Annotated in this window: 21 protein-coding genes; 3 read left to right on the top strand and 18 right to left on the bottom strand. The window is 61.8% G+C overall.

From position 1 onward, the window contains the following. Window positions 1-4: 4 nt before the first annotated feature. The 3 genes from OSH10_RS08795 to OSH10_RS08805 all read right to left on the bottom strand — a co-directional run bounded on the left by OSH10_RS08795 (window position 5) and on the right by OSH10_RS08805 (window position 1,704). Window positions 5-472 carry a DUF2271 domain-containing protein gene (locus OSH10_RS08795; protein ID WP_029075258.1) on the bottom strand — a complete coding sequence of 156 codons (468 nt, stop codon included), beginning with the start codon at window positions 470-472 and terminating at the stop codon, window positions 5-7. Window positions 473-738: 266 nt separating this feature from the next. Then, on the bottom strand, window positions 739-1,254 hold the full coding sequence (locus OSH10_RS08800; RefSeq protein ID WP_029075257.1) for a cytochrome b: 516 nt from the start codon (window positions 1,252-1,254) through the stop codon (window positions 739-741). 54 nt (window positions 1,255-1,308) lie between these two features. Continuing rightward, entirely contained in the window at window positions 1,309-1,704 is a 396-nt protein-coding gene (locus OSH10_RS08805; RefSeq protein ID WP_156911937.1) for a PepSY domain-containing protein, read from the bottom strand. A gap of 146 nt (window positions 1,705-1,850) precedes the next feature. Between OSH10_RS08805 and OSH10_RS08810 the strand changes: the two genes are divergently transcribed. From OSH10_RS08810 to OSH10_RS08820, 3 genes are read left to right on the top strand one after another with little or no spacing between them, the layout of a single operon-like run. After that, window positions 1,851-2,510 (top strand): response regulator transcription factor, encoded by a 660-nt coding sequence (locus tag OSH10_RS08810; RefSeq protein ID WP_266331331.1) that lies wholly within the window; start codon window positions 1,851-1,853, stop codon window positions 2,508-2,510. Further along, window positions 2,507-3,862, top strand: a complete 1,356-nt coding sequence (locus OSH10_RS08815) for an ATP-binding protein (protein ID WP_029075255.1) — start codon at window positions 2,507-2,509, stop codon at window positions 3,860-3,862. The genes OSH10_RS08810 and OSH10_RS08815 overlap by 4 nt, the downstream gene beginning before the upstream one ends. Window positions 3,863-3,880: 18 nt before the next feature. Continuing rightward, window positions 3,881-5,146, top strand: coding sequence for an MgtC/SapB family protein (locus OSH10_RS08820; protein ID WP_029075254.1), 1,266 nt, complete (start codon window positions 3,881-3,883; stop codon window positions 5,144-5,146). A gap of 158 nt (window positions 5,147-5,304) precedes the next feature. Here the strand turns inward: OSH10_RS08820 and OSH10_RS08825 are convergent, their stop codons facing one another. The 15 genes from OSH10_RS08825 to OSH10_RS08890 all read right to left on the bottom strand — a co-directional run bounded on the left by OSH10_RS08825 (window position 5,305) and on the right by OSH10_RS08890 (window position 20,486). After that, on the bottom strand, window positions 5,305-5,544 hold the full coding sequence (locus OSH10_RS08825) for a YdcH family protein (protein WP_023513018.1): 240 nt from the start codon (window positions 5,542-5,544) through the stop codon (window positions 5,305-5,307). A 36-nt stretch (window positions 5,545-5,580) separates the two neighbouring features. After that, window positions 5,581-5,982, bottom strand: coding sequence for a hypothetical protein (locus OSH10_RS08830; RefSeq protein WP_035830971.1), 402 nt, complete (start codon window positions 5,980-5,982; stop codon window positions 5,581-5,583). Between the two features lie 84 nt (window positions 5,983-6,066). Continuing rightward, window positions 6,067-6,813: an MBL fold metallo-hydrolase RNA specificity domain-containing protein gene (locus OSH10_RS22985; RefSeq protein ID WP_456077681.1), complete on the bottom strand. Its 747-nt coding sequence runs from the start codon at window positions 6,811-6,813 to the stop codon at window positions 6,067-6,069. After that, window positions 6,729-7,514: an MBL fold metallo-hydrolase gene (locus OSH10_RS22990; RefSeq protein ID WP_456077682.1), complete on the bottom strand. Its 786-nt coding sequence runs from the start codon at window positions 7,512-7,514 to the stop codon at window positions 6,729-6,731. Before OSH10_RS22990 ends, OSH10_RS22985 begins: the two co-directional genes overlap by 85 nt. A 97-nt stretch (window positions 7,515-7,611) precedes the next feature. Continuing rightward, window positions 7,612-8,094 carry a signal peptidase I gene (gene lepB / locus OSH10_RS08840; RefSeq protein ID WP_084639939.1) on the bottom strand — a complete coding sequence of 161 codons (483 nt, stop codon included), beginning with the start codon at window positions 8,092-8,094 and terminating at the stop codon, window positions 7,612-7,614. Between the two features lie 42 nt (window positions 8,095-8,136). Then, window positions 8,137-8,733, bottom strand: coding sequence for a DUF6448 family protein (locus tag OSH10_RS08845; RefSeq protein ID WP_051231290.1), 597 nt, complete (start codon window positions 8,731-8,733; stop codon window positions 8,137-8,139). 214 nt (window positions 8,734-8,947) lie between these two features. Beyond that, window positions 8,948-10,927 (bottom strand): heavy metal translocating P-type ATPase, encoded by a 1,980-nt coding sequence (locus OSH10_RS08850; protein ID WP_084639938.1) that lies wholly within the window; start codon window positions 10,925-10,927, stop codon window positions 8,948-8,950. A gap of 2 nt (window positions 10,928-10,929) precedes the next feature. Next, window positions 10,930-11,625, bottom strand: coding sequence for a VIT1/CCC1 transporter family protein (locus tag OSH10_RS08855; protein WP_266331334.1), 696 nt, complete (start codon window positions 11,623-11,625; stop codon window positions 10,930-10,932). 313 nt (window positions 11,626-11,938) lie between these two features. Beyond that, on the bottom strand, window positions 11,939-12,256 hold the full coding sequence (locus OSH10_RS08860) for a PepSY domain-containing protein (RefSeq protein WP_213332549.1): 318 nt from the start codon (window positions 12,254-12,256) through the stop codon (window positions 11,939-11,941). 139 nt (window positions 12,257-12,395) lie between these two features. Further along, window positions 12,396-13,112 (bottom strand): ABC transporter ATP-binding protein, encoded by a 717-nt coding sequence (locus OSH10_RS08865; protein ID WP_029075250.1) that lies wholly within the window; start codon window positions 13,110-13,112, stop codon window positions 12,396-12,398. A gap of 1 nt (window position 13,113) precedes the next feature. Further along, a complete protein-coding gene (locus OSH10_RS08870; RefSeq protein ID WP_029075249.1) occupies window positions 13,114-14,316 on the bottom strand; it encodes an ABC transporter permease in 1,203 nt (400 codons plus the stop codon). Then, window positions 14,313-15,506, bottom strand: coding sequence for an efflux RND transporter periplasmic adaptor subunit (locus OSH10_RS08875; protein ID WP_029075248.1), 1,194 nt, complete (start codon window positions 15,504-15,506; stop codon window positions 14,313-14,315). The genes OSH10_RS08870 and OSH10_RS08875 overlap by 4 nt, the downstream gene beginning before the upstream one ends. A 118-nt stretch (window positions 15,507-15,624) precedes the next feature. Beyond that, a complete protein-coding gene (locus OSH10_RS08880) occupies window positions 15,625-16,188 on the bottom strand; it encodes a TetR/AcrR family transcriptional regulator (protein ID WP_425402352.1) in 564 nt (187 codons plus the stop codon). Window positions 16,189-16,308: 120 nt separating this feature from the next. Next, window positions 16,309-19,509: an efflux RND transporter permease subunit gene (locus OSH10_RS08885; RefSeq protein WP_029075246.1), complete on the bottom strand. Its 3,201-nt coding sequence runs from the start codon at window positions 19,507-19,509 to the stop codon at window positions 16,309-16,311. Beyond that, window positions 19,506-20,486 (bottom strand): efflux RND transporter periplasmic adaptor subunit, encoded by a 981-nt coding sequence (locus OSH10_RS08890; protein WP_029075245.1) that lies wholly within the window; start codon window positions 20,484-20,486, stop codon window positions 19,506-19,508. Before OSH10_RS08890 ends, OSH10_RS08885 begins: the two co-directional genes overlap by 4 nt. Window positions 20,487-20,556: the final 70 nt, after the last annotated feature.

A 20,556-nucleotide genomic window follows, 5' to 3' on the forward strand; every position in this document is an offset into this window, starting at 1 on the left:
CCGCCTAGAAGGAGTAGGCAACGGTCGAAACGTAGCGTCGACCGCGAACAGACGCCTTTGCGCCCGCAGTGGTCAGGGGAACGGCGACCTCGTTGGGGCTGTCACGCATGTCCTCCACGGCTGCGTCGACATGCAGCGTGTAACCTGCGTCGAAAAGCGCATCGGCAAGGTCGAGCGAGATCTCCAGCGTGCGCCCCGCACCGACGCTGGCGCCGGTAATGCCGTCGATACCGGCGCGGCCGCCAGTGGCGCGATACCAGCCCGATAGATGCTCGTAATATTTGGACTTGCCGCCAGCGACCCAGAGCGTGCCAGCATATTTGCCCTGGGGATCGGTGACATAGAGCGCGAGATAGGCGCCGTCGCCGCCATAGTTGGTCAGCGTTGTGGTCAATGTCACCGGCCGGGCCATGGCAAGGCCCGGCAGCGTGAGGGCGGTTGTCATGGCGAGAGCTGCGAGAAGCGATTTCATGTCGGCTTGCCTTCTGCGAGGAAACGATATCCGGGTCGTCACAGAGCGCCGACCCGTCCTCGTCACTCTGGCAACGCCGCCTGAGAGCTGCCTGACGGTCATCGGGATTTTCCGTCAGCACTTCGTCAGGAAGCATCGGACACGGTCAGGTCCACAGCAGATAGAGCAGCGGCCGGCCTGTTGGCAGGCCAGCCGCGAAAGCTCCGGGGACTGAACAAGTCGGCAGCCAGCCACGCTCCGCTCGGGCGCGTGATTCTGCCGCCGCGTTAGCGCGGGGACATCCGCTGCAACGTCCCGTCGCGCAGGACGTACTGGTGCCAGACCGCCATCGCGGCATGCAGTCCGGCGAGGTAGAGGATGATCGTGCCGGCATTCTCATGAATGTCCGCAATCAGGCCCGGTGCGCCCTGCACCCGCTCGGTGATCGCCGGAAGCTGGAAGCCGAAGAAGGAAACGGGAACACCGAGGCGCGAGGCGGCGTACCAGCCGCTCAACGGCAGGGCAATGAGGAACAGATACAGCAGCGCATGTCCGGCTTTGGCGGCAAGGGCGAGACGGCCATTGGACTGCGGCGCGTCCGGGGTTGCGCCCACAAGGCGCAGGATCAAGCGCGGAAGCACCAGGACGAGCACGGCCAACCCGAACGAGAAATGCAGCAAGGGCGGGTTTTCGGCCATATGACGGCCTCCCGTCGAGGTCAGCCAGGCCCCGAGGATCAGCAGGGCCGTCAGCCAGTGGATGACGATCATGCTTCTGGAATAACGGGCCGGATCATGAGGCATGGCGGAATCTCCTTGCGACGGTCGCAGTGCTTGAGCGACAGCGAGATGGGATTGTTACTTGATGGTGGTTTTGGGCCGCACGGTCGTCCCGAGCAGGGTGTTGGAGGATGTCCCGCCTGCGGCGTCGTTCTCCGAGGCCGGCAGCCGCTGACGCCTCGATCCGTGACGGTCGTCATCGCGATCCCTGTGCCGGAACTTGACGATTTCGAGGGTTTCCGGATCGACCTTGGCCTTGAAGGTGAGGCCGTTCCGGTCGGTTCCCCGGATTTCGTAACAGCCGTCGTCGATCTTGATCCTGGCAACGGTCCAGCCTTGACCGGAGGCCATCGTTTCGACCGCTTCCCGCGGCTTCCATCGATCCATCGAGACATGGCAATCGTCGTCGTCAGCCTTGGCGATACCGGGACCGGAAAACGCCAGAACGAGGATCGCGGCCAGCAAATGTTTCATCGTTTCATTGTTCCTGATCAACGCGCTTTCGGGGGGAACCATGGCACGCTCTCCTGACGAACGCCTGAAGCAGCGATGGGGCGGTCTTCAGCAAACCGACAGCATCGGACGCTAGGCAGGAGGATGGCGAGACGGGTGACCTTGGGATGAGAGTTCTACTGATCGAAGACGATGCAATCCTCGGAAAGGCCGTGCGCGAGCAGGTCGCGGCTCTCCACTCGGTGGACTGGGTGACACGGCTCGATGCGGCGCGCGAACATCTCCAAAGCGCGGCATACGATCTTATCCTGCTCGACCTTATGCTCCCGGACGGACTGGGCATCGCCTTTCTCAAAAAGCTTCGAGCCGAGGGCAGTGTGACACCGGTCATCATCCTGACGGCGCTCGACCAGATCTCCGACCGCATCGCGGGCCTCGATGCCGGTGCCGACGACTACATGATCAAGTCGTTCGATCTGTCTGAACTCTCCTCGCGGCTGAATGCCGTGGCGCGGCGATATAGCGGCAACCCGAATCCTCTCATTGAGATCGGCGACCTGCGCATCGATCTCGCCGCCCGGACCGTGATGCACGGTGCGCGCCCGGTCGAGCTTACCGGGCGCGAATGGGCGTTGTTCGAAGCATTTCTGCAGCGGCCCGGCATCGCGATGACCAAGGCGCAGCTCGAAGACCGGCTCTATGCGTTCGGCGCAGAGGTCGAGAGCAATACGATCGAGGTTCACGTCAGCAGACTGCGCAAGAAGCTCGGCCACGGCGCGATCGATACAGTGCGGGGCATCGGGTATCGTCTTGGAATAGCAAGATGATGCGGCCCAGGAGCCTGCAATGGCGGCTCTCGCTATGGCTGGGGCTGGGGCTAACCGTGTTGTGGGCGCTTGCCGCAGTCGTGACCGCGCAGATGCTGCGCCATGAAATGGACGAGGTGTTCGACAGCGCCCTTGAAGAGACGGCGCAACGCATCCTGCCGCTTGCGGCGATCGAGATCATCGGGCGCGATGCCGATGACACCGAACAGCGCGTTGCCACGCTCCGCCAGCATGATGAGTATTTCACCTATGTCGTGCGCGATGCGTCAGACAAGGTTCTGCTGCGATCGCACAGCGCCGACCTCGCTGCATTCCCGCCGTTTTCCGGGATGGGCTTTGCCACGACGCCGACGCACCGCCTCTACTCCGACGCGACCCTCCAGCAGAACCTGACCATCACCATCGCGGAGCCCCTGTCGCATCGCCGGATAACCGCCGGACGATTGTTGCTCGGGCTGAGCCTGCCGCTGGCCGTCATTGTCCCACTCGGCTTGATCGGCATCTGGGTCATTGTCCGGCTGTCCATGACCCCGGTTCGAACCTTCCGCTCGCAGATCGAGGCGCGCGGCGGCGGTGATCTGACACCCATCGACGCGGAGGACCTGCCTTCCGAGATTGGCCCCGTCGCCAAAGCAGTCAATCACCTCCTCGACCGATTAACGCGCACCTTGCAGGCCGAGCGCAGCTTGGCGGCCAAATCGGCCCATGAGCTGCGGACACCGGTGGCGGCAGCACTGGCACAGGCGCAACGCATGATCGCGCAAGCGCCGGACACCGCCACGCGCGAGCGCGCCGAGGATATGCAGACCGCCCTGCGGCGCCTTTCTCGCCTCACCGAGAAACTCATGCAACTGGCGAGAGCCGAGGGGGGACGCCTTTTCGCTGAAGTGCCTGTCGACATCGGCGCCATCCTGCGGATGGTCGTGAGCGAATTCGACGGGCAGGTCGAGATGGCAGGGCGCATCGACCTGACGCTGCCAGACGCTCCGGTATTCTCAAGCATCGACGCCGACGCCTTCGCCATCCTGGCCCGGAACCTGATCGAAAACGCCCTCAAATATGGCGTGCGGGACGAGCCAGTCGCCGTCACCTTGTCGGCAGACGGCTGTCTGCGCGTCACGAACGCCGGCCCGGTCGTGCCTCCCGCAGTGCTTGCGCGGCTGAGCGAGCCCTTCGAGCGCGGTCAGGCCCTGGTGCGGGGGGCCGGCCTCGGACTCGCCATCGCCCGGACCATCGCTGCCGGAACAAATGGACGGATAGAACTCCAATCTCCCGCGAGCGGCAGAATTGACGGGTTTGAGGCAAGGTTCTTCATAGACAAATCATCATCAACATTCGATGCCAGATGCTGAAAGGCAACTCCGGAGACTATGGACACTGACGCCCTGCTCAGCCGCCTTGCGGTATCTCTTTCGATCGGTCTGCTGATCGGCCTGGAGCGTGGATGGCATACCCGCAACGAGGAAGACCATCAGCGCGCGGCAGGTCTACGAACGTTCGCGCTGACCGGTCTCACTGGCGGCATTACCGGCGCTTTGGCCCGGCAATTCGACTCAGGCCTTGTGATCGGTCTTGTCTTCCTCGGGTTCACCGCGGCATTCGCCTCCTACCACTGGCTCGAAGCGCGGGCCGAACGAAATTACAGCGCGACATCCGTCATCGCCGGCATAGCCACGTTCCTGTTGGGAACGCTTGCCGTCGTCGGCGACCTTGCAGCCGCCATCGCCGGGGCTGTTGCCACGGCTGTGCTGCTTGCCCTGCGCGAGCCGTTGCATCGTTGGGTCGCATCGCTGAGCTGGAATGAGATCCGGTCGGGCCTGACGCTTCTGGCCATGACCTTTCTCATGCTGCCAATCCTGCCGAACAGGCCGGTCGATCCCTGGGGCACCGTCAATCCATATGAGATCTGGTTGCTGACCATCCTGATCGCCGCGGTCTCCTTCGCCGGCTACGTCGCCGTCCGCGTGTTTGGGGACCGCCTTGGCGTCCTGATGACGGCAATTGCGGGCGGCCTCGCCTCTTCGACAGCGACGACCTTGACCCTGGCAAGGCTTGCCCGCCGGCACCCGGAGTCCAGCACGCTGCTTTCCTGCGGCGTGCTTCTTTCCGGCTTGACCATGATCATCCGCGTTGCAGTCGTGGCGACGGCCTTGAACCCAAGCTTGATTCCGCATCTCAAATGGCCGTTGCTCATCGGCGGTGGCGTGCTCGCCATCGGCGCCGGGCTCCTACTAATGCAGAGTCGCGACTCTTCTGAGCAGCTGGGCCTTACGATCACCAACCCGCTGGAATTGGTGCCTGCCCTGAAAATGGGGACGCTCATCACCGTGGTCATGGTGGTGTCGCATCTGCTTCAACAGTCATTCGGAAATGCCGGCGTCCTGGTGACAGCCGCCGCTTCGGGCATCGCCGATGTGGATGCGATTTCGATCTCCATGGCCCGCCTGGCGTCGCATTCGATCGAGCCCGGTCTTGCGGCAGATGCGATCCTGATCGCCGTGGCCATGAATACACTTGTCAAAGCCGTGATGGCGGCATGGGTCGGAGGCTCAAGGATCGGCGGGCCCGTCGGCGCCCTTAGCGTGCTCGGCCTTGCGGCCGGCATGGCAGCGTCTCTGTATCTTGGCCGTTCGTGAATTGAAGGGGAGATTGCGGCCGGGCATGCGGCCACACTTGGGCCTTAATGGGCCGGTCTGGTCGGCTGTAAGCGACGGTTTCGGGGAGAGTGGCGTCGCAGATCTCCCCGAAATCGGGTAATGCAAGCGGGGCAGCCAAGCGCGGCCGCGCTGTCCCCTCACGCGTTGCGGAGCGATGCCACGATCTTGTCTTTTAACATCAGCCGCTGGCGGCGCAGATCGGCCTCGGCTGCTTCGGAAATGGCGTCGAGACGTGTCTCGGACCGATGAATCTTGTCGTTCACCGCGTCATATTCCGTCAAAACATGCGCAAACTCCGGGCTTTTCGCCTTCAGGGCATGAATGGCGTCCATCTGGTCTGGGAATTCGTCGCCAAGAGTGTGAGGTGTATTCGACAAGGTTCTTTCTCCTTTTTCTGCAATTTCGCCCCGGCGTCAGGGCTTTTCGACGCGCGCGACCTGATAGGTGACAAACGCGCCTTCCCGCCCGACCGAGATGTATTCGCCAAGACGGAAGCACTCCTCGGCCAGGCGGAAACCGATCTCGTCGTCCCGATCACCCGGCTCGTAATCGAAATACCACTGCCCGCCGGGCTTGCGCCGCAACAGCCCGATGCGGACCGTCTCACCATCCCGGAAATGTCGGACGCGACAGGCGTCCCGAGATTTCTTCCATTCGAGCGGATCAAGGAACCCTTCGTGGTTGAGCGGAACCAGAAGATCATAGCCTTCTTCCCGATCTCCCTCCGGATGATCTTTGCCGCGTGCGAGAGCCAAACGCACATGGCGGAAACTCGAGGGTAGTTCTTGTGCCTTGACCACGATCCGATCCTTCATTTTCCCCCTGATACGCCATTGGCAAAGGAACTTTCTTGATCTGGCGCAAGTGAGATCGAGGCACCCGTCATCCAACGCCGGCCGCTACAGGTGAAACTCCTGGTTCTGCCGTGGCACCACACTCGGCCAGCGCAGTTCGCGCTCGATCCGGACACGGAGCGCCTCGGAAGCTTCCGGCTCGCCGTGGACAATGAACACACGCCGGGGCGCGCGCTTGAAGCCAGAGAGCCAACGCATCAGCTCATTGCTGTCGGCATGAGCCGAGAGCATGTCCAGTTGTGCGACCTCTGCATTGATCGGCACCCAATTGCCATGGATTTTGAGGTCCTTCGCCCCTTGCTCCAGCGTACGCCCGCGTGTTCCGGGAGCCTGGAAACCGGAAAGCAGGATCGTGCATCTCGGATCGGGGCCAAATGTCTTGAGATGGTGCAACACGCGCCCTCCCGTCGCCATGCCGGAGGCAGCGATGACGATCTTCGGGTATCGGTTCGCCGTGATTGCCTTCGAAGCCTCAACATCGTTGGTATACTGGGCGATACCGAAGGCTTCCCGGCATGTCGCATGGTCGAGTTTATGTTCGCGCGGGTGTCGGCACATCATCTCTGTTGCGTCGATAGCCATTGGGCTATCGAGGAAGATTGGCGTGGAGGCGATGCGCCCTGCCCGCTTCAGTCTCCAGAAATAGTAGAGAAGCTGTTGGGCCCGGCCGACGGCAAAGGCCGGTATCACGAGCGTGCCGCCACGCTTCACGGTGCGTTCCGCGATCGCGCCGAGCGCCTCGGCCGGATCCTCCGCCGGATGGACCCGATCGCCATAGGTTGATTCGACCATGATATAGTCGGGCTCCCATCTGATACGGGATCGGGAAACAGCGCATCGTCGTAGCGCCCGATGTCACCTGAGAAAACCAGGCTGCGGCCGCCCCAATGAATCTCGGCGTGCGCGGCGCCTAGGATGTGGCCGGCGTGTCGGAAGCGCAGCGTCAGGCCATTGGGCAGAGAAATAGTCTTGCCAAATGGCACGATCGAAAATTGCTCAATGGCCCGCCGTGCGTCTTGCGCACCATAGAGGGGCAAGGCGGGGGTATGCTTCGACAGGTGATGTCTGTTCAGGAACTCGGCGTCTTTCTCCTGCAGAAAGGCACTGTCCATTAGAATCAACTCGGCAACGTCCCGCGTCGCCTCCGTTGCGTAGATGCTGCCACGAAAACCGTCCCTGACGAGTCGGGGCAGGTATCCGGAATGGTCGAGATGAGCGTGCGTCAGGATGACCGCGTCGATCGCCCCCGGATGAACCGGAAGCTTCTCCCAATTCAACTCACGCAGGTTCTTGAGCCCCTGGAACAGCCCGCAGTCGATAAGGATGCGGTGGCCGTCGTGTGTCAGGAGATGTTTCGACCCGGTTACGGTTCCTGCTGCGCCGAGTGAAGTTAATGTTAACATTTGCGACCTTTCAAAATCTCGGCCATGTCCAAAATAAAAGATTTCGCCTGCAATTTGCGGCCCGAAAGCCCCCTCTTTGAACTGAGCCATGCCCTCCGGATGCGGGAGAAAGTGAGCTGTTGGTGCGTTAGGCGTTCCTCCGGTAGGTATCTACAGCAGAGCCTGGCGGAGCGGGTGGTTTCTGACTTCAGCAACGGCGAGTTTTGAAAACCAGACGCCCTCGAATTGCTGTCACGGGGAGGAATGGTCGCTGCCACTGCCGGCTATCGATGGACTGGGATCGATTATCACCCAACAGGAGAACATGCTGTGGCGGAACGATGAAGGTGCCAGCCGGCCCCGCCCACGTTTCGATATAAGGTTCAACGAGAACAAGATTATTGACCTTGATACGACCGCTTCCATCAATGTCGATTACGTCTCCGGGTGTACCGATAACCCTCTTGATGATCATCAAGCCGAGCTCATCTGAAGCGGCAACAACAATGTGTCCCCGCGCAATCGACCTTTCGCTATATACACGGGTGACCAGCGCGAATTGACCCGGCATCAGCGTCGGACACATTGACCAAGATTGGATCCTTATAACAAAGAAGATCCAGCGATGTACTGTGGCACCAAGGATGGCGCCGAGCATGAGGGCGAACCCAACGACAATCGTCGTGCTCACGGCGGATAGCGATGGCAACAGTGCGCCTGCGAGCCGACCGGCCTAATGATGATGTAACCCATGAACATCGTGTCTATGATGATCATGATCCTCACCCTCCGCGAACTTGAAAAAACTTACATATGCCTGAACATAAGCGCGCCCGCCGTCCACGTCGTCAGGATCGTAGTTTTTGAGGCTCATCACTTTTGCAAACCGATGCTTCAACTCATCGACGGCGTTAGGAGCGACTAGCTCAATCAACGGGCCTAGGACCCCAGTCTCTACACACTTATCGGCTACGACGATCTTCTCATCGACAGGCGTGCCGGAGGGCTTCAGGCCCTCGAAGGGAGCGCCTTCGCCGGCGCGGTGGATTCTTACTAGGCTCTCCAGGAAGAACCGGTCAGCCAAATCCTCAGCATCTGGTCCAAGCGCGCGCACCTTGATGCTCTGGGCAAAAATCTTGCGCAACTCTTCGGTATCGTCGGCCGCAATCCACTTCAGTGCATAGTTGAGATCATTGCGCTCCAGTGCCAGCTTTCCATCCTTGACAGTCGGTCCGTCCATAGTGTCGCAATGAGCGCTGACTCTTCGAGGATAAAAAACAACAGCCGCAAAAGCAGCCAACGCCACTAGCATGACGATCAGCAAGTACATGGTTGAGGTCTCCTATTGCGTTCTCAAATCTATGCAAGCTCGTTTCGAGCAACGTTGTCGTAGATCAAATGTGGAAGGGGATATAAAACAATTGCGGCGAGCGCCCGCCGCCAGACGCACTAATCGGAAGGTGTATCTCGGTCCGCTCCTTCAATTGGCGGTGAGCCCGGGGGCCGCAATCGAACTGGCGTCGAGCATTCCACGCCGGACCTGTTCATGGCGAGGTGGGCGATGCGGCCCGAGTTCGAAGCGCCTCGCTGTCAGAAGATGGAGGATCGGGCCGGCGTTGAACGGCAGCACTTCCATCACCGCTGCGGATCTTGTCGGACAAAAGGCGCAAACCGTTCATCACAACCAGAACGGTACCGCCCTCGTGTCCGATCACCGCGAGCGGAAGCGGCAGGTCGAAGAACAGACCGCCAGTCACAAGCAGCAGCATGGCGCCGATCGCGACGACGAGATTCTGTTGGATGATGACGGCCGTCCGCCGTGCCAGCCGGTGCGCATCGGCCAGCTTCTTCATGTCTTCCGACAACAGGGCGACGTCGGCGGCCTGCAGTGCGACGTCCGACCCCGCCGCTCCCATCGCGATGCCGACGTCGGCGCGAGCCAATGCGGCGGCATCGTTGACGCCATCGCCGACGAAAGCGACCTTGCCATCACGCGCGAGGTCGCCGACCTGGAGCACCTTGTCCTGCGGCAGCATCTCGGCATGAACCTCGTCGGGAGCAAGGCCGAGCTCCGCGCCGATGCGCAACGCCACCGGCCTGCGGTCGCCGGTCATCATGACGATGCGGTTGACGCCACCGGTGCGAAGCGCGGCCAGCGCTGGGGCTGAGCTGGCTCTTGCTTCGTCCGCAACACTGACCGCCCCCAGAACGGTCGCACCGCGCCCGAGATAGACCACGGTCTGAGAACTGTCGGCGAGTTCCCGGAACGCCGGATCATCGACGGAGGCGCCCATGTCCTCGACGAGGTGAGCGTTACCGGCCCATATCGGGCCGAAGGCATCGTAGCCGACGATGCCGGCGCTCGGATGCGACGTCACGTCCACGACCACTGCCGGCTCAACGCCATGAACCAGGGCCTCACGACGGATGGCGGCAGCGATGTGATGCTCGGAATGCGCTTCCAGTCCGGCAAGAAGCGAAAGGAAACGGCGATCCTCACCATCCAGGGCGACAATGCGCGTGACCTCTGCACGTCCATTGGTCAGGGTCCCGGTCTTGTCGAACGCGAAGGTATCGACAGCGGCGAGCATTTCGAGCGCACCGCCCCCCTTGAACAGCACGCCGCCTCGCGCCGCGGCAGAGAGCGCCGACAGGATCGCAGCCGGGACCGATATGACGATCGCGCAGGGACTGGCGGCGACCAGCAGCGTCGCGGCCTTGTAGAGGGCCTGCTCCCAGTCGCGGCCAAGCCAATAGAAGACCGCAAGGGCCAGAGCGGAGCCCAGCAGGACGCCGACGGTATAACGCTGGCCGAACCACGCGCTGAAGCGCTCGGATGGCGCCTTCGCTTCCTGAGCCTCGGTGACGAGCTGGATCATGCGCGCGATCGTGCTGTCGCCGACCGTCCTGGTGACGGTCATGTCAAGGACCCCGTCAAGATTGACTGTCGCCTCGAAGACCTGGTCGCCCGGCTCCTTCGAGACCGGCATGGATTCACCGGTGATGTTGGCCTCGTCGATGCCGCTGCGGCCATGCAGGATCACACCGTCGGTCGGCACACGTGCGCCCGGACGCAGCACCACCACATCGCCGACGGCAAGCTCCGCAGCGGGAACCTCCACGACGGTGCCATCGTCCCTTTTGCGGAAAGCCGTCTCCGGCCGGAGCGCCATGAGCGCCTCAACAGCCCGGCGTGCGCGTCCCAAAGCCTGATGTTCGAGCGTGGTCGACACGCTGAACAACGTCAGCAGCACCGCGCCTTCGAACGGCGCCCCGACGATGGCCGCCGCAACGGCCGCGACGACCATCAGCAGATCGATGTCTAGGATATGATCGCGCCACAACGCCGTCAGGGCGCTCCAGGTGGCCGGAAGCCCTCCGGCCAAATAGACCATCGCCAGACCGGGAGATCTTAGAATGGAAAGGCCTTCCGCCGGCGGCCAGGTCCCGGCGACGGCCAGCATCATCCCGAGGACCGCAATTGCCGACATGACGGTCTGGAAATCGAACGACACGCGTTTCATCGTCACACCGCCCGGCCGATCAGGGAGCCGATCAATGCGGTCGAGGCCATCGCGACCGCGCCCCAGAACACCACCCGGATGGTCGGTTTCCAGATGCTGGCACCACCGGCGCGAGCCCCGATCGCACCGAGGATGGCAAGACCGATGAGGCAAGCAAGGGATACGGTCCATGCAGCCGTTCCGGACGGCGCAAGCAGGGCGACGATCAACGGCAAAGCCGCACCCGCCGCAAACGTGACCGCCGAGGTCAGCGCGGCTTGAACCGGTCTCGCCATCACATGGCTCGCCAATCCAAGTTCGTCCCGCGCATGGGCTTCGAAGGCATCCTTCGCCATCATCTGTTCGGCAACCTGCCGGGCCAGATCCGGGGCCACGCCGCGCTGCTCGTAGATCGCGGCGAGCTCGGCCAGTTCGGCCTCCGGCTGCGTCGCCAGCTCGTGACGCTCCCGCGCCATGTCGGCTTCCTCGGTATCGGCCTGCGAGCTGACGGACACATATTCGCCCGCCGCCATCGACATCGCCCCGGCTACGAGTCCGGCAACACCGGCCACAAGAATCTCATGCGAGGCGTTGGTCGCCGCGGCGACACCGACGATCAGGCTCGACGTCGAGATCAGGCCGTCATTGGCGCCCAGTACAGCCGCCCGAAGCCAGCCTATGCGTTCGATGAGATGATTTTCCTTGTGAAGGGCGCGCATGGATAGTGCTCCGGGCAGTGATCGTGTGTGCAACGGGAACGATGCCGCGTCGACGCAACCTCGTTCCGTGATGGTGGGAAAATGCAGAAGGCTATCAGTTTAGAATTATTCTAATTCGAGATTGATTCAAGATACGATCGGCCATTGGAACCCCTTTCGTCTTTTACGGCCCCCGGCCGTTGAGCGATGACCGGGGCCCGGAGGGTCTGCGATCAACACCAAGATCGCTCGCCCGCCGGGCGACCCGGCATCGCCCATCGATGTACCTCGATGAAGAGCTTCGAGGCCAAGCCGACTTGCTGCGCAACCGCCGCTAGTCCGTTTCCGTCTCCAGCGACGTGCCGACGGCGCTGCCATCGCCGAAGCGCTTGACGCTGCCATCGACGACCTCGAGCGTTGCGGGATCGATCTTCACCTTGAGGACGTTTCCGCTGGTGTCAGTGACCCGAAGTTCGTAGCAACCATCATCGATCTTCATCTTGTCGATGGTCCATCCGAAGTCGCCTGCAAGCTTCCCGAGAGCTTCGAAGGATTGCCTCTTCTGAGGCGGAACCTCGCACACTTCTCCAGCAAACGCGGCCGTTGCCGGAAGCGTCGCGAGCAATGCAAGCACTGCCAATGTCTTTCTCATGATTTATGCTCCTGGGCTGTGTTGTCGATGGAGGAAATCATGCACAGAGGGACTGACGGGCTACTGAAGATCGGTAGGAATTGTCGTCAGCTTCCGGTCAGCAAACACCGCCATCGTTGCAGCGGAAAGATAATCGTTCTCACGGGCCTGCGTCGAAGCCGCGCCCTTCGCCTGCTTCTTCGTGGGTGACCCCGTCGCGGATGTGGTAGATGCGCCTGAAGGTGGGGATGATCTTTTCGTCGTGCGTGACGACGATGATCGCCGTTCCGAATTTGACAGCCATGTCGTTGAGGATCCGGATCACGGTCAACGCGCGCGCACTGTCGAGTGGGGCGGTCGGCTCGTCGGCAAGAATGACAGGCGGCCGGTTGACCAATCCGCGCGCGATGGCAACGCGCTGTTGCTCGCCGCCGGAGAGCTGCGATGGCATCGCATCGGCTCGGTGCTCGACATCGAGTGCTTTTAGAAGCTCTCGCGCGCGCTGGCGTGATTCATGATTTGGGATGCCGGCAAGCATGGGAAGCAGGGCGACATTGTCGGTCACGTCCAAAAAGGGAATGAGGTAAGGCGCCTGGAAGACAAAGCCGATCTTGTCGCGCCTCAACGCGCGCAGATCGCGGATCTTCCATCCATCGTCATAGATCAGCTCGTCGCCGAGAGTCATGCGTCCACCGCTCGGGTCGATGACCGCCCCCAGAGCTTTGAGCAAGGTACTCTTTCCAGAACCCGACGGTCCAATCAAACCGACGACCTCGCCGGGCGCGACCCGCATATTGACGTCTTTGAGAGCATCGACGGCGGTGGAGCCGCTGCCATATCGCTTCCGGATTTTCTCGATCAGGATCCCGCCGCCCATCTCAGCCACCGATCGCCTCGGCAGGGTCGACCTTCAACGCCATCCGGATCGCGACGATGCTGGCGAGCGCGCATATGGCGATGACGGCGATAACGCCGACGATCGTATCGGCGGAAAGAAGAAGGACAAACTTTGGGAACAATGGCGCTGCAAAGGTCGCTGTAATCTTGCCAACGACGAAGCCGATCAGCCCAAGCACGATCGCCTGCTGCAGGATCATCGACGCGATCGTGCGATTGCGGGTACCGATCAGCTTCAGCACCGCGATCTCGCGTATCTTGTCCATTGTCAGGGTGTAGATAATGAAAGCGACGATCGCTGCGCTGACAACGGCAAGGATCGCCAGGAACATGCCAATCTGCTTGGCCGAGGTGGCGATCAGCTTGCCGACCAGGATCTCCTCCATCTGCGGGCGCGTATAGACCGTCAGCCGCTTCCACCGTGCGATGTCTGTCGCGATCCGGTCCTGGTCGTATCCCGGTTTGGTGCGCACCAGAACGGCATTCACATAAGGGTTGCTGTTTTGCGAGGCGATGATGGCGTCCAGCAAGCCGGGAACGCCCGGCCGATTGAACTCGGGATTCTCGCTGGTGCGCCGACGCTGACGGACAATGGAGTCGTTGTCCTTGAGGAATTGCGCTTCCTGCGCGTCCTTCAGCGGGATGAAGACCATCGGGTCGCCGCCCGACGACACCGTCCGTCGCGTCAAACCCACAACGGTAAAATGGTTCCTTCGGACAACGATCCTGTCTCCCAGAGAAAAACCTGTGGCGACATCGGCAACCGCCTCGTAGTGGCTGCGCGTGATGTGCCGCCCGGCGACAAGGAAGGGCGGTCGGCCAGGTGTCGCCATGTCCCCTGGCGCAACGCCCACCACCATGGATCGCACGTCGGAGGTACCTTTGCGGACCTGCATCGTAAGATAAGTCACGTTGGCCGCTCGCTCGACTCCGGGGATCGCCAGGATCATGCGGTAAATGTCATCGTTAATGCTCGAGGACTCGGCGTACGGACCGAGCGTGTTCTGCTGGACAACCCACATATCGGCGCCACTATTGTCGAGCAGCACCTTGCCGTCATCGACCATCCCCCGATAGACGCCTGCCATGGTGAAGGTCACACCGATCAGCAGACCCAGACCGACACCCGTGAAGACAAACTTCCCCCAGGAATGCAAAATGTCGCGTCCGGCAAGACTGATCATTTGAGGAGCTCCGCCGGATTGTCAGCGACACGAATGCGGCTCGTGCTGAGCAATTTCGAGGCGCTGTAGACGACAATCTCGTCGCCAATTTTCAGACCCTTCGTAACCTGCACGGTTCCTTCCAGGTCGGCAGCGCCCAATTGGACTGCCGTAAACCGGATCTTCCCACCTTCGATCTTCCAGACACCCAATTTGCCGCCGACGTTCTGGATCGCGGCATTCGGAATGGTCGGCGAGGCGGCGATCTCGGGCAGGGCGACCGATACTTCGGCCAACTCGCCAATTGAGGGCAGCGGCACGGGAAGCGTGTCGAAGTTCACCTTTGCAAGATTTTCTTCCGTCACCGCATCTGCAAGGACTTCCACCCGTGCAACGCTTCCCGGTAATCCTTCGCCGGCGCGTGAGCGCAACGCGATCGTGGCGGACAAATCCCGCCGCAAGCCCGTCGCGGCAATCTGATCGAACCTGGCATTGATCCAGAGATTTTTTGGATCGATCATTTCCACCACCGATTGGCCCGCGACCACGGTCGTTCCCGGCTCCGCTTTTCTTGCAGAAACGACACCGTCTACCGGCGCAAGCAGAACCAGGTTCTCCCGCTGCTTGACCAGACCGTCACGGTCGGCGCGGTTACGATGGAGATCCTGCTGCGAAGCGAGAAGATTGGACTGAGCGGCCGAGAGAGCGGCCTGCGCCACCTCGCTCTCTTGCCGCTTCGTTTCGACTGCGACCTCACTCACGGCGCGGGTCTTCCAGAGTTCTTCATACCGCTTCGCCTGAGCAAGTGCGTAATCCTTGCGCGTCCTGGTATCGACCACCTGCGCTTCGGCGACTTTGATCGACGCTTCCGCTCGGCCGATCGCCGCTTCAAGTGCCGCGATGCGGGCATCAAGGTCTACCGGGTCCATTTCGGCCAGGGTCTGGCCGGATCGAACCTGATCACCCACGTCAACAAGAATCCTGCCGATACGTCCCGCGCTGGTGGGGCCGATCTTGTAGGAGAAACGCGCTTCGACAGTGCCAATGCCGAACAACGCCGGTGAAATCGAACGGGCTTCAACGACGGCAGTCGTAACGGACACCGGCGCGAGAGGGCCGGAGCGCAAGACCACATAGCCAAACAAGGCCGCGGTCACAGCTCCAACGCCAATGAGCAGCAGTGTGCGGCGCTGCAATGAAGGCAGTTTCATCGACCTGCCTCCAGGTAAATCTGCGTCATTGAATGATCTGCGATGGGGGTGACGCGCCTTGCTGACGTCGCCTTGATCGAGCGAACGGGAGATTTCGTCGCCGAGGAATGCCGATCGATCATCTCGGCACCTCGACAGCGCGCCGATACAACGCAAAAACACCTGGGGCGATTGCACGTATCTGCGCAACATCGCCAACTAGCAGGGATTGCATGACAAGACCCTGGATCGCCCCGATAAAGAGCGCTACGGCGGCCTTGTCATCCAGCGTGTCGGCGAATTCACCCTGCTCCTTGCCGTCCGCGATGAGCCGCCCGAGACGCTCGCCGTAGCGTTGGATCAAAGTATGCGCCATTTGCTTGGCAAGGGTCTGCTCCGCGCGCTGCAGTTCGCCGAACAGCATCCTGGGCACACCGGGATGTTCCATGATGAACTCGATATGCGCGAAGAATGCCGCTTCCAGTGCGTCAATCGGAGAGGACGTCGCGGACGTGGCCTTGTCGATGCGCGCCAGAAGGCGCTCCGCTACCCACTCCATAACCGCCTGAAGAATGGCGTCCTTCGATGGGAAGTGCCTGAACAGGGCGCCTTGTGTCACACCCATGCGCTGCGCGATCGCTCCGGTCGTAATGTCCGCAGGGTTTTGTTCGGCCGCCAGATCGATGACGGTCTCGACGGTCACCCTGCGTCGTTCCGGAGCTGAGAGGTTGGTCGAGCGCGGCATCAGCGGTTACCCCAAAGATAGTAATTAATTACTATCTTACAATTTAGACCATTTTTCAAGAGGCTATGCAAGCGCCGATCATTTCAGCGCCACATAGATCGCCGGAATGACGAGCACCGTGAGAAGCGTCGAGGAGACGAGACCGAACAGCAGCGCGATGGCGAGCCCCTGGAAAATCGGGTCGGTCAGGATCACGCCCGCGCCGATCATCGCGGCGAGCGCGGTCAGCAGGATCGGCTTGAAGCGGACGGAGCCGGCCTCAAGCAGTACATCGACCATTGGCCTGCCCTGCCCCCCGGAATGGCGGATGAAATCCACCAGCAGGATCGAATTGCGCACGATGATGCCGGCAAGCGCGATAAACCCGATCATCGAGGTCGCGGTGAACGGCGCCGCGAACAGCCAATGCCCGAGCATGATGCCGATGAAGGTGAGCGGGATCGGCGTCAGGATGACCAGTGGAAGCTTGAACGAGCCGAACTGCGCGACCACAAGGATATAGATGCCGAGGATCGCCACCATAAACGCCGCGCCCATGTCGCGGAAGGTGACCCATGTCACTTCCCACTCTCCATCCCACAGCAGGGTCGGGCGGGTTTCGTCATCGGGCTGGCCGTGCAGCGCGATCACCGGCTTCGGAACATTGCCCCAATCCGCCTTGGAAATCGCATCGTTGACGGCGAGCATGCCGTAGATCGGCGCCTCGTAGGCACCGGCAAGCTCGGCCATGACCATCTCCGCCGCTCGGCCATTGTGCCGGAACACAGGATACGATGCCGGCTGCTCGGAGACCGACACGACGTCGCCGAGTTCGACGACACCCCGGCCGCCGGGCAGCGCGTTGGCCGGAACGGGCGTGGTGAGCGCGCGTTCGTCAATGACCTTCTCACCCTTCGGCAGGGCGATGCGGATCGGGATCGGCTGACGGCCACCGCCGCGATGCGAATAGCCGACCGTGGTGCCGCCATGGAGATAACGCAACGTGTCATAGACGTCGGACTGCTCGACCCGATAATATTCGAGATTGTCTTGATCGATCGCGACGCGCATGCGCTGCGGCTGATTGTGGTAGCTGTCGTCGACGTCGACAATGAAGGGCACGCTCTTGAAGGCCTCGCGCACTTTTCCGGCGACGGCACGACGCGTCTCGGCGTCCGGTCCGTATATCTCAGCCAGCAGCGTCCCCAGCACAGGCGGGCCAGGCGGCGGTTCCACCACTTTCGCTACTGTGCCCTGCGGCAACGCAAGGCCCTCGATGCGCTTGCGAATATCAAGAGCGATCGCATGGCTCGCACGGCCGCGCACGCCTTTGGGTAGAAGATTGACGACAATGTCGCCCTGCTGCGGTTCTGCGCGCAGGTAGTAGTGCCGCACCAGTCCGTTGAAGTCGAAGGGCGACGCTGTTCCGGCATAGGTCTGGAAGGATACGATCTCCGGCATGTCGCCCAGCCGCTCCACCATTTGCTGCAATGTCCGGTCCGTATCCTCGACCGAAGAGCCCTTGGGCAGGTCGACGATTACTTGAAGGTTGGTCTTGTTGTCGAAGGGCAGCAGCTTGACCGTGACGTGCTTGGTGTAGAGAAGGCCAAGCGACGCGATCGTGGCCATGCCGACGACCAGGAGGAACGCCCAGGCCCGGGCGCGGCTCCGCAGGACAGGCCGCGCGACCATCGCGTAGATTCTGCCGAGACGCCCTCCATCGGCCGCCGCATGAGCGTGTCCGCCCACTGCCTCCTTCCGGCCGAGCTTCATCATCAGCCAGGGCGTAAGGATCACCGCGACGAAGAAAGAGAACAGCATCGCTGCCGAAGCGTTCGCCGGGATCGGGCTCATATAGGGTCCCATCATCCCCGACACGAACAACATCGGAAGGAGCGCAGCTACGACGGTCAGCGTGGCCACGATGGTCGGGTTGCCGACCTCGGCAACGGCGTCGACAGCGGCCGCGCTGCGCGATCGGCCGTCCTGCATGGCCCAGTGGCGGGCGATGTTCTCGATGACGACGATGGCGTCGTCGACCAGGATGCCGATCGAAAAGATCAGGGCGAACAGGCTGACACGGTTCAGCGTATAGCCCATGAGCCAGGACGCGAAGAGCGTGAGCAGGATGGTGATCGGAATGACGACCGCGACCACCATCGCCTCGCGCAAGCCGATGGCAATGGCGACCAGGAGGACGATCGAGACGGTTGCGAGCCCAAGATGGAACAGAAGCTCGTTCGCCTTCTCGTTGGCGGTCTCGCCGTAATCGCGCGTGACCGTCATCTCGACATCCTTCGGAAAGATCTGGCCGCGGGTCTGCTCCAGACGCTTTACGATATCGTCGGCAATGACCACGGCATTGGTGCCTGGCCTCTTGGCGATCGCAAGAGAAACCGCCGGAACCCTTTGCAGCCCATCTGCTGTCGAACGGACATCAGTGACACGGGCCTCCGCCGGCGAGGTGGCAAGGACCGTTTTTGCGACATCGCGCACATAGACGGGCCTGCCGTCGCGCGCGGTGAGAAGGATGTTGCCAATTTCGGAGAGCTCCTGCAGCGTCTGCCCGGCAACAATCGCGCGCTGCTGGCCGCCTTCGCGCACCGTGCCGACGCGGAAGGAACGGTTTGCCCCCTCGATCTTGGCGGCGAGTTGCTGAAGGGTGATGCCATAGAGCGAGAGCTTTTCCGGATCTGGCTCGACTTCGAACTGCTCGGGCTGCTCGCCAACGATATAGGTGAGGCCGATATCAGGCAGCTTGGCGACCTCGACCTGCAGCTCGCGCGCCAGCCTTGTCAGCCCGTTGGCGGTCCAGTGCCCGGCGCTCCCTTGTGTTGGCCGCAGCGTAACGACGACGATCGCCACATCGTCGATCCCGCGTCCTACGATCAGCGGATCGGGAATGCCGACGGGGATGCGGTCCATGTTCGCCCGGACCTTCTCATGCACCCGCAGGATCGCGGCATCGGCATTGGTGCCGACCTTGAACCGCGCCGTGACGAGCGCACCATCATCCTCGGTCTGGGAATAGACGTGTTCGACGCCGTCGATCGCTTTGACGATGGTCTCGAGCGGTTCGGTTACGAGCTTGACCGCATCCTCGGTCTTCAAGCCGTTCGCCTGTACGCGGATATCGACCATCGGCACCGAGATCTGCGGCTCCTCCTCGCGCGGCAACGATACCAGTGCAACCAGCCCCAGGACGAAGGCGGCCAGCAAGAAGAGCGGCGTTAGCGGCGAGCCAATGAAGGCACGGGTCAAGCCACCGGCCAGACCGAGAGCAAGTCTTGGCGGCGTCATGGCAGCACGATCCGATCGCCGTCATGAAGGCCGGTGAGGATTTCGATGCGGGGCTGGCCGTCATCTTCGAAGCGCTCGCCGATGATGACGGCCACATCGATCGCGCCCCCTATTCCAGCGACACGTACATAGTCGATCCCATGCAGCGTCCGCACCGCTTCCGGCGGCACAGCAAGCACGGAGCGTTTGCCGACCGGGATGGATACGAGGGTCCTCTCATTGACGAAGTAATCGCCGATGCCGGCGACCTCGACATCGGCGGTGACACGTCCATCGACGATTTCCGGATAGACCTTGACGATTCGACCCGGAAGCCTCGTTTCGGATTGATCCGGCGACCGTTTCAGGCCGCGCTCGCCGACTGTGACATTTGCTCCCTGCACGATATCGGCCGCATGGCGCTCCGGCAGAGAAAGACGCAGATAGTAGGGGCCAGGAGCAATGCGCGCGATTTCCTCGCCCGGCAGGACGACCGAGCCGAGCGTCACCGGCACGGTCAGGACACGGCCTGTGGCGGGCGCGACAACAGTGCCTTCCCGAGTGCTTTGCTCGATAACGGTCTTGTCGGCCCGAGCCGCCACGACCTGATTGGTCGCCACCTCGAACTGCATTCTGGCCTGATCGAGACTGGCTTGCGTACCGGCGCCGCTTGCCCTCAATTGCTGCGCCCGCTCGAGCTGCAGTTTGGTATTGTCGAGTTGAGAACTGAGAGCATCGATTTTGGCTTGGGCGGCGTCGAGCTGGAGCGAGAGCTTGTCATCGACGATGACGGCGATGGCGTCGCCTTCCTTGACCTCATCCCCCTGGCTGACGCGCAGTTCGCGCACCGAGCCGCCGGTGCGAACCCGCGCCGGCAGCACGATACGGCTTTCAACCTGCCCGAACACGGCCTTCATGTTCGGAACAGTCGTCGTTTTCACGATGAAGTCGGCAGCGTATGCGCCATGGCTCGTCAAAGCCACGATCAGGGCGAGCATTGCCGCTCGAGGGTAAGGGATCGGTCGATACATGAAGGGATTGCTTCCAAAGAAGACCGGCGCTCCACGC

The organism is Kaistia defluvii, from assembly GCF_026343955.1.
Lineage (GTDB): Bacteria > Pseudomonadota > Alphaproteobacteria > Rhizobiales > Kaistiaceae > Kaistia > Kaistia defluvii.